The sequence below is a fragment of the Hymenobacter coccineus genome, assembly GCF_001816125.1.
GTDB lineage: Bacteria > Bacteroidota > Bacteroidia > Cytophagales > Hymenobacteraceae > Hymenobacter > Hymenobacter coccineus.
Genome location: NZ_MDZA01000103.1, coordinates 1 through 8,155, shown reverse-complemented (window position 1 = coordinate 8,155; position 8,155 = coordinate 1). Strand labels below are relative to the sequence as shown.

Annotated in this window: 7 protein-coding genes and 2 pseudogenes; 6 read left to right on the top strand and 3 right to left on the bottom strand. The window is 64.1% G+C overall.

The annotated features are described in order from the left end of the window. The 5 genes and pseudogenes from BEN49_RS07625 to BEN49_RS25490 all read left to right on the top strand — a co-directional run. A pseudogene (locus BEN49_RS07625) lies at positions 1 to 697 on the top strand (DNA mismatch repair endonuclease MutL); the annotation flags it as partial. 260 nt (positions 698 to 957) lie between these two features. After that, positions 958 to 1,752, top strand: coding sequence for a rhomboid family intramembrane serine protease (locus BEN49_RS07620; RefSeq protein ID WP_070742450.1), 795 nt, complete (start codon positions 958 to 960; stop codon positions 1,750 to 1,752). A 72-nt stretch (positions 1,753 to 1,824) separates the two neighbouring features. Next, on the top strand, positions 1,825 to 2,727 hold the full coding sequence (locus BEN49_RS07615) for a rhomboid family intramembrane serine protease (protein WP_070742449.1): 903 nt from the start codon (positions 1,825 to 1,827) through the stop codon (positions 2,725 to 2,727). A 52-nt stretch (positions 2,728 to 2,779) separates the two neighbouring features. Continuing rightward, positions 2,780 to 3,019: a DUF433 domain-containing protein gene (locus BEN49_RS07610; RefSeq protein WP_070742448.1), complete on the top strand. Its 240-nt coding sequence runs from the start codon at positions 2,780 to 2,782 to the stop codon at positions 3,017 to 3,019. 14 nt (positions 3,020 to 3,033) lie between these two features. After that, positions 3,034 to 3,255: a DUF5615 family PIN-like protein gene (locus tag BEN49_RS25490; protein ID WP_125916617.1), complete on the top strand. Its 222-nt coding sequence runs from the start codon at positions 3,034 to 3,036 to the stop codon at positions 3,253 to 3,255. A 188-nt stretch (positions 3,256 to 3,443) separates the two neighbouring features. On the opposite strand, the pseudogene mdh reads toward BEN49_RS25490, so the two are convergent. Next, positions 3,444 to 4,384, bottom strand: a pseudogene (mdh, locus tag BEN49_RS07600) (malate dehydrogenase). A 274-nt stretch (positions 4,385 to 4,658) separates the two neighbouring features. Here mdh and BEN49_RS07595 point away from each other — a divergent pair. Further along, positions 4,659 to 6,401 (top strand): glycoside hydrolase family 9 protein, encoded by a 1,743-nt coding sequence (locus tag BEN49_RS07595; RefSeq protein WP_317040408.1) that lies wholly within the window; start codon positions 4,659 to 4,661, stop codon positions 6,399 to 6,401. 25 nt (positions 6,402 to 6,426) lie between these two features. Here the strand turns inward: BEN49_RS07595 and tilS are convergent, their stop codons facing one another. Together tilS and BEN49_RS27715 are read right to left on the bottom strand one after the other, a co-directional pair. Continuing rightward, the gene (gene tilS, locus BEN49_RS07590; protein ID WP_070742446.1) at positions 6,427 to 7,755 is read right to left on the bottom strand and encodes a tRNA lysidine(34) synthetase TilS; all 1,329 of its coding nucleotides are present in this window, start codon (positions 7,753 to 7,755) and stop codon (positions 6,427 to 6,429) included. Between the two features lie 21 nt (positions 7,756 to 7,776). Next, on the bottom strand, positions 7,777 to 8,155 hold a 379-nt coding region (locus BEN49_RS27715; protein WP_498366028.1), incomplete at its 5' end, for a P-loop NTPase family protein.

Sequence of the window (8,155 nt, the reverse complement as noted above, 5' to 3'; positions counted from 1 at the left end):
CTTCGCCCGCCAGGCCCCGGCGCGCCCCACCGAACAGGCCAAGCGCGACCTCGAAGCCTTCTACCGCGAGCTGGGCCAGCCCGTGCGCGACGCCGACGACTTGCCCGCCGAGGATGCCGGGGCTGCGGGGCCGGCCGCGCCCGCCGGGGCCCCGGGGGCCCTGCCGCTGGCCTTCCCGGAGGACCCAAGAGCCAATCCCCAAGCACCAACCCCCAACCTACCCCACCGCGAAGGGGGCCCCGGCCACCGCGCCGTGCAGGTGCAGCAGCGCTACGTGCTGGTGCCGGTGAAGTCGGGCGTGCTGCTGATTGACCAGGAAGCGGCCCGCGAGCGGATATTGTACGAGCAGTACGCGCAGGGCCTGGAGCGCGCCGACGGGGCCTCGCAGACGCTGCTGTTTCCGCGCACGGTGAGCTTTTCGCCCGCCGATTTTGCGGTGCTGCGGGAGCTCACCGAGCCGCTGCACACGCTGGGCTTCCGCTTCGTCGAGTTTGGGCCCCACACCATTGCCGTGGAGGCCGTGCCCGCCGGCATGCCCGCCCAGGGCGAAAAAGAACTGCTCGAAAGCCTGATCGAACAGTTTCGCACCGCCGCGGGGCCCCTACGCCTCGACCGTCACGAGGCCCTGGCGCGGGCCCTGGCCCGGCGCGTGGCCAGCAGCACCGGCCGCCGCCCCGCCTGCCCGACGCCGAGCTGAACGCCCTGGCCGACCGCCTGTTTGCCTGCCAGGTGCCCGGCTACACCCCCGACGGCCGCAAAACCCTGGTGCTGCTCGACGCCGCCCAGCTGGCCGATTTTTTCCGCTCTTAGACAGTCAGCCGAAAGTGAATACACATCGGTTTTTACCAAAAATTTGATAGTCAGAACATAAGCTGACAGCCAGCAGCTGATAGCTAACAGCTCATTACTTAAAACCCCGCCCGCGCCCGGCCCCGCCCGGGCGCTACTTTTACGTTCATGTTCAACCTCACGCCCACCGTTCGCAACTTGCTCATTGCGAATGTCTTGTTACTAGTTATCAGCACCAACTTGCTGCCGCAGGTTGTGCAGTACGGGGCCCTGTTTCCGGTGGGCTCGGTCCTTTTTCAACCCTGGCAGTTCCTCACGTACATGTTTTTGCACGCCGGCTGGGGCCACCTGATCGGCAATATGTTCGGCCTTATCTCTTTCGGGCCCCTGCTCGAGCAGCGCTGGGGTGGCCCGCGCTTCCTGTTCTTCTGGCTGATTTGCGGCTTTGGCTCCGGTCTGCTCTACGAGGGCGTGCGCACCTACGAGCTGCGCCCCCTGACTGAGCTGCGGCGCGACCTTATGCAAAACCCCACCGGTGGCGACTTCGCCGAGCTGGTGCGCACCGCCAGCGGCGGCAGTGCCTACATGGCCGATGAAATGGCCCTGGCCGATGCTTTTGTGCGCAGCCCTAACGACCCCACGCTGCGGGCCACGGTAGTGCAGGAAACTCAGAAATTGTACCAAACCGTGCTGGCCTCGCCCATGCTCGGCGCTTCGGGGGCCCTGTTCGGGGTGTTGTTCGCGTTTGCTTACTTGTTTCCAAACACCGAACTGATGTTGCTGTTTTTTCCGTTTCCAATCAAAGCCAAGTATTTCGTGTTCTTGTACGCCATATATGAATTGTACAACGGCGTGCACCGCACGCCCGGCGACAACGTGGCCCACTTTGCGCACCTCGGCGGCTTGCTCATCGGCTTCTTGGTGCTGAAGTATTGGGAGCGCGGCCGTGAAGAGTTCTATTAACTTTAACCAGCCATTCGGCTCCCGGATTCGCCGGGCCGGGGGCGTGGCCCAATTTATAAAATCTGCGATTTTATGAGTGTTTTTCAAGAAATTCGCACCGCCTTCGACCGGCGCGACAATGCCCTGAACCAGCTGCTGCTGCTGAACGTGCTGGTGTTCGCGGCCCTCATCGTGCTGCACGCTGGCCTCACCATCGGCGGCGCGGGCAGCTTCTACGAGCCCGTGCTGCGGCAGTTTGCCATGTCCTCGTCGCTGCCCGTGCTGGCCCGCCACCCCTGGACGGTGCTCACCTACGCCTTCACCCACGAAGGCTTTTTCCACATCTTGTTCAATTTACTGAACCTCTACTGGTTCGGGCAAATTATTCGCGAGTACCTGGGCAACCGCCGGCTGGTGAGCCTGTACGTGCTGGGGGCCCTGGCGGGGGGCTTGGTGTTTTTGCTGAGCTACAATTTCCTGCCCGCGTTTCGGCCAGGGCTGGGGGCTTCGGTGGTGGGGGCCTCGGCCTCGGTTACGGCCATCATCGTGGCGGCGGCCACGCTGCTGCCCGATTTCACGTTCATGCTGATTCTGCTGGGGCCCGTTAAAATCAAATGGATAGCGGTGGCCGTGGTACTCATCTCGCTGGCTGGTATCAACGGCGGCAACCCCGGCGGTGAAATCACCCACCTTGGCGGGGCCCTGCTGGGCTTCGTGTTCATCAAGCAGCTCAAGGCCGGCCGCGACATGGGCCGCCCCATCCAGGCCATCGGCGATTGGGTGGGCAACCTGTTCAACCGCCGGCCCACCATGAGCGTCAGCACTCGCCGCCCCGAGCCCGTGACGACCGCCGCCCGTGGGGCCCGTCCCGCCGCCGCCCCCGGCCAGCCCCACCCCGACGAGGTGGACTCCATCCTGGAAAAAATCTCCCGCTCCGGCTACGCGAGCCTGTCCAAAGACGAGAAGCAGAAGCTCTTCCGCGCCAGCCAGCAATAGCCAATACGATGGTATTCAAGTTGTTTAATCAAATCATGCCGTTAGATTAGTCATGAACCTATTATCCCGAATTACCGTCAACCCGGAAATTTGCCACGGCAAGCCCATCGTGCGCGGGATGCGGTGGCCAGTGGTGGTACTCCTGGACCTGCTGGCTTCGGGTATGAGCAACGAAGAGATTTTGGATGAACATCCCGAATTGGAGCGCGAAGACATTTTGGCTGTGCTGCAATACGCGGGCTTACTGGCCAGTGGCCGGCCGCTGGGCGAACTGCTGGTGGGCCCCCGATGAAGGTAATTTGTGACGTGCATTTATCGGTGCGACTCACCAAATTTTTGGTTGCGCAAGGCGTTGATGCAATGCACGCCAATGCAATGCCGAAAAAATCTGAAACCACCGACGCTGAAATAAGCGCGTACGCCGACCTGCACGGCTGTGTGGTCTTCACCAAGGACGAAGATTTTCGCACGAGTTACTTATTGCGGCGCACCCCGCGCAAGCTAGTTCACATTCGTACTAGTAACTGACTGCATGACAAGGAGTTAGTGGAACTAATAGGCCGGCATTTGGCAGAGTTGAAGCAATTGGATGATTGCGCAACCTTCTACCTGGAGATGGACGCTGAGCAATTGACGCTTATCGTGGCCACTTGAGCACTAGAAAGCCCCGCCAGATTCATCTGGCGGGGCTTTCTAGTGCACTAGCTGCGGGGTAACTACGCGGCGGGCTGGCTCATTTTGTCCAGCGCATCCATTACCTCTTTCACGTGGCCGCGCGAGGTTTCGAGCATGGCTTTTTCCTCGTCGTTGAGCTGGAGCTCGATTACGCGCTCCACACCGTTCTTGCCCAGGATGACCGGGGCCCCCAGGTACACGCCGTTGATGCCGTATTCACCTTGCAGTTCAAGGCACACCGGGAACACGCGGCGCTGGTCGCGCACGATGGCCTCCACCATTTGGGCGGCGGCCGCGCCGGGCGCGTACCAGGCCGAAGTGCCCATGAGCTTCACCAGCTCGCCGCCGCCCACGGCGGTGCGCTGCACGATGGCGTCGAGTTTCTCCTTGGAAATCAGCTCCGTAACCGGGATGCCGCCCACGGTGGTGTAGCGGGGAAGGGGTACCATGGTGTCGCCGTGGCCGCCCATTAGTACCGCCTGAATGTCTTTCGGGCTCACGTTCAGCTCGGCGGCCAAAAAGGCGCGGTAGCGGGCCGTGTCGAGGATGCCGGCCATGCCGAACACCTTCTCGCGGGGCAGCTTGGCGGTGAGGTGGGCCTGGTAAGTCATCACGTCGAGCGGGTTGCTGACGACGATGATAATGGCGTTGGGCGAGTGGGCCACCACCTGCTCCGTCACCGATTTCACGATGCCGGCGTTGGTGGCAATCAGGTCGTCGCGGCTCATGCCGGGCTTGCGCGGCAGGCCCGAAGTGATGACCACGACCTCCGAGCCGGCGGTGCGGGCGTAGTCGTTAGTGACGCCCACAGTGCGCGAGTCGTAGCCGATGATCGGCGCTTTCTGCCAGATGTCCAGGGCTTTGCCTTCAGCAATGCCTTCTTTGATGTCAACCAACACGACTTCGTTGGCAATTTCACGGGTGGCGAGCACATCGGCGCAGGTGGCGCCGACGTGCCGGCGCCGACAACGGTAACTTTCATAAAAAACGGGTTGGGTGAGGAAACGGGGTTGGGCCGTAAAAGTAGGCCCCGAATGCCGGGCAGGCAAAACAGGGGCGGGGCCCCGCGAAACAGAATTTCTCGCAAGTCGCCGGGCCAGGCGGCGGCCGACGGGTATACCTTAGCTTTCAAGGCAAGCTGCCAATTAGCTCCGCGGGCCCCACAGGCGAAGAAATCAAAACAGAAAAAGGCTTGATTGCCAAATTATTGCGCGAGTTTTATGGTAATTAAGTTCAAAGCCGCTTTCTGGCTCAGTGTGTTCCTTGCATGTGCGCAGCCGGTATCCGCACAGCACCTGGCCGAGGCTATTCGGATCAACCAAGTCGGCTTTTACCCCGCTGCGCCCAAGGTGGCCGTGGTGGTAGGAGCAGCGGCCGGCAAGTTCTACCTCACCACGCCGGACTTGGCCACCACGGTGTTCACGGGGGAATTAGGGCCCCAGCAGACTGCTGCGCTGTCGTTGCAGCAAACGCGGATGGCAGATTTCTCGGATTTTAAGGGCGCGGGAACCTACGTGGTATGGGTTCCCGGTCTGGGGTATTCCCACCCGTTTCAAATCGGGTCGGGTGTGCACACTGCCGTGGCGCGGGCGGCCCTGAAAGGCTTTTATTACCAACGGGCTTCGATGCCGCTGCCGCCGGCCTACGCGAGCATTTGGAGCCGGCCCCTGGGCCACCCCGATAACCAAGTACTGGTGCACCCCTCGGCCGCCAGTGCCCAGCGGCCGGCCGGATCGGTCATCGCGGCGCCCCGCGGCTGGTACGACGCCGGCGATTACAACAAGTACGTCGTCAACTCTGGCATTACGCTGGGCACCTTATTCTCGCTCTACGAAGATTTTCCAGCCTACTGCGCCGAACTTAACACGGGCATTCCGGAGAGCGGTAATGAATTGCCCGACCTGCTCGACGAGGCCCTTTGGAACCTGCGCTGGCTCCTGGCGATGCAGGACCCCGGGGATGGGGGCGTGTACCACAAACTCACCAACGCCAGTTTCGACGGCATGGTGATGCCCGCCGACGCCCGGGCGCCGCGCTACGTGGTGCAGAAAAGCACCGCCGCGGCCCTGGATTTTGCGGCCGTGACGGCCCAGGCCAGCCGGGTGCTGCGCAAATTTGACCGGCAGCTGCCCGGCCTGGCCGACTCGTGCCTGCGGGCCTCGACCACCGCCTGGGCGTGGGCCCGGGCCCATCCGGCCGTGTTTTACGAGCAGGACGCGCTGAACAAGCAGTTCCAGCCCGCCATCAGCACCGGGGCCTACGGCGACAAAAGCGTGAGCGACGAGTTCATTTGGGCGGCGGCGGAACTGTACGTCACCACCAAGCAGGACAGCTATTACCGAGCCGTGAACCTGTTTCCGGACGCGCAAACGCCCTTGCCGTCGTGGAGCCAGGTCCGAACGCTGGCTTATTACACGCTGGCCCGGTGCGGCCCCGAGCTGACGGCCTTGGGCCGCAAAGACCTGCCGCAGCTGAAAAGCCGGCTGCTCGCGCTGGCCGACGACTTGGCCCAGGGCAGTGCAACGCGCGCCTACCAAACCGTGATGGGCAAGTCGGCGGCCGACTACAACTGGGGCAGCAACGCCAACGCCGCCAACCAAGGCGTGGCGCTGGTGCAAGCGTACCGCCTCAGCGGCGACCGCAAGTACCTGCAATTGGCCCTCACCAACCTGGATTATTTGCTCGGCCGCAACGCCACGGGCTACTGCTACGTGACGGGCTGCGGGGCCCGGCCGCCGCAGCACCCGCACCACCGGCCGTCGGAGGCCGACGGCGTGCGCGCGCCCATCCCCGGGTTGCTCGTGGGAGGGCCCAACCCCGGCCGGCAGGACGGCTGCCAGTACCCGTCGGCCCTCGCCGACCTGGCCTACGACGACGAGGTGTGTTCTTACGCGTCCAACGAAATCGCCATCAACTGGCAGGCCCCGCTGGTGTACCTGGCCAGCGCCCTGGAGGCGCTGCAAACGCAAGCCGGGTTTTCGCCTGCCCCTAACAAGTAGCCCCGCCGGCCCATGAGCTTGGCGCTCAGAGGCGCTGCACGGCCAGCACGCGGGCCGTTTCTTCGGTCACTTTGAAGCGGTCGTCCACGCGCAGGCCCACCACCCAGCAAATTTTGCCGTCGGCCGAGGCCAGCACGCGCACGTCGTCCTTCAGGTTCAGCGGCACTTTCTGGTCGATGAGGAAATTGCTGAGGTGCTTTTTGCCCTGCATTCCGAGCGGCATAAACCAGTCACCTTCCTGCCAACGGCGCAGCGTGAGCGGGAATTTGAGCTTGTCCACGTCGAGCGCGGCGGTGCTGCGCGAGCGTGGAATGGCGTAGCCGGCGCCCTCGTGGGCCGTGGCGCGCAGGCGCATGCCATCGGCCAATAAATCTTCCTGGCCCTCGACGAGCTGGAAGGTGCCGTACTGCGCCAGCCGGCGCGGGGTGATGACGAGCTGGTCGCGGTCCTTCACCAGGCGGTGGGTGGGCGAGTCGAACTGCTTGCCCGACAGGGCCCCGAAGGCCGCCACCACTTCCTTCGTCACCACCCATGAGAAGCCAAAGGGCCGCAGCATTTCGTGCAGCACCAGGGCCGTGGCGGCCGTGTTTTGGAGCAGCGCGATGCTGAAATACGTGGCTTCGGGCGCGTCGCGGCGGGCCTGGGCAGCAGTATCGGCCACGTAGCGGCGCACGATTTCTTCGGCCCCGCCCACGCGCTCGGCGGTGGCGGCCATGGTCTGGTCGAGGCCGGGGTTGATTTCGCGCAGCACTGGCAGCACCTCGTGGCGTAGCAGGTTGCGCTGGTACACGGGGCTGTCGTTGGAGTCGTCCTCGCGCCAGCGCAAGCCGTTGGCCACCAGGTAGTCGTGCAGGTCGTCGCGCCCCAGGCCCATCAGCGGCCGCACCACGGACCCGTGCTTGGCCTGGATGCCGTGCAGGCCGGCCAAGCCGGTGCCGTGCGTCAGGTTCAAAATCATCGTTTCGGCCTGGTCGCGCTGGTGGTGGGCGGTGGCAATGGCCGCCAGCCCTTCGCGCGCCCGCACCTGCTCGAACCACTGGTAGCGCAGCAGCCGCGCCGCCATCTGGGTCGAGATGCCCTCGCGCTCGGCAAAGGCCTTGGTCTGGAAAAACTCGGCGAAGTAGGGCGCGTCGTACTGCTTGGCCAGCTTGCGCACAAACTGCTCGTCGGCGTCGGCGTCCTCGCCGCGCAGGCCGAAGTGGCAGTGCGCCACCGCCACCTGGGCCCCCAGCCGGTGCAGCACATCCAGCAGCACCACCGAGTCGAGGCCCCCGCTGACGGTCACCAATATGGGGTCATTCTCAATGGAAAACAGCTGGTGGGTTTCGATGAACTGGCGAACTTGGTCAAGCATGGTAGGAGAAAATTGATTGAATCAGTGTAAGCCCAAGCGGGCCATTTCGGCCAACACGGCCGCCAGCCGCTCAGCCACCGTGAGGTCGCCGCGCAGGGCCAGCACCGGGCAGGCGAAGCGGCCGAGCCAGGCCGTGTGGTTGGCCAGGGTGCGGCTGCCGCCGCAGGAGCCGTCGTCGTAACCCGCGGCCCAGGCCAGGAAGGCTTCGGATTGGGCGGCGCGGGCCGGGTCGGTGGTAATAACGTTGCCGTAGCGGGCATGTTCACGCTGCCGCAGGCGGTGTAGGCGCAGGGCCGGCGGCAGCCACAGAAACACGGCCAGGTCGAGGGCCGCCAGTTGCTGCTCGCCCCCCGGGGCCCCAGCCCACCAGCGAGCCGCCCAGCACCCCAGCGGGGGCCCC

Coding starts and splice junctions, on each gene's coding strand:
- BEN49_RS07615 (WP_070742449.1), top strand. CDS start 1,825: ATGAGTGTTTTTCAAGAAATTCGCACCGCCTTCGACCGGCGCGACAAT.
- BEN49_RS07610 (WP_070742448.1), top strand. CDS start 2,780: ATGAACCTATTATCCCGAATTACCGTCAACCCGGAAATTTGCCACGGC.
- tilS (WP_070742446.1), bottom strand. CDS start 7,755: ATGCTTGACCAAGTTCGCCAGTTCATCGAAACCCACCAGCTGTTTTCC.
- BEN49_RS07620 (WP_070742450.1), top strand. CDS start 958: ATGTTCAACCTCACGCCCACCGTTCGCAACTTGCTCATTGCGAATGTC.